This is a genomic window from Sinorhizobium sp. GQ132 (assembly GCF_059758575.1).
In genome coordinates this window covers 1-416 of the sequence record NZ_JCAXDX010000064.1, presented here as the reverse complement: position 1 = coordinate 416, position 416 = coordinate 1, and the positions used below count along the sequence as shown (strand labels likewise).

General features: G+C 61.8%; 1 protein-coding gene. It reads right to left on the bottom strand.

Annotation, left to right across the window (positions count from 1 at the left end):
• A partial coding sequence (locus tag AC6CIG_RS29730; protein ID WP_498324391.1) for a GTP-binding protein occupies positions 1 to 416 on the bottom strand: 416 nt, incomplete at its 3' end.

The window sequence follows — 416 nt, the reverse complement described above, 5'->3', positions numbered from 1 at the left end:
GCGTCGTCGACCTGGTCGACCTTGTTCAGGAACACCACGATCGCCGGAACGCCGACCTGGCGGGCGAGCAGGATGTGCTCGCGCGTCTGCGGCATCGGGCCGTCAGCGGCCGAAACAACCAGGATCGCGCCGTCCATCTGCGCCGCACCGGTGATCATGTTCTTGACGTAGTCGGCGTGGCCGGGGCAGTCGACGTGCGCATAGTGACGGTTCGGCGTCTCGTATTCGACGTGCGCCGTCGAAATGGTGATGCCGCGCGCCTTTTCTTCCGGCGCAGCGTCGATCTGGTCATACGCCTTGAACTCGCCGAAATACTTCGTGATCGCTGCCGTCAGCGACGTCTTGCCATGGTCAACGTGGCCAATCGTGCCAATGTTGACGTGCGGCTTATTGCGCTCAAATTTGCTCTTTGCCAT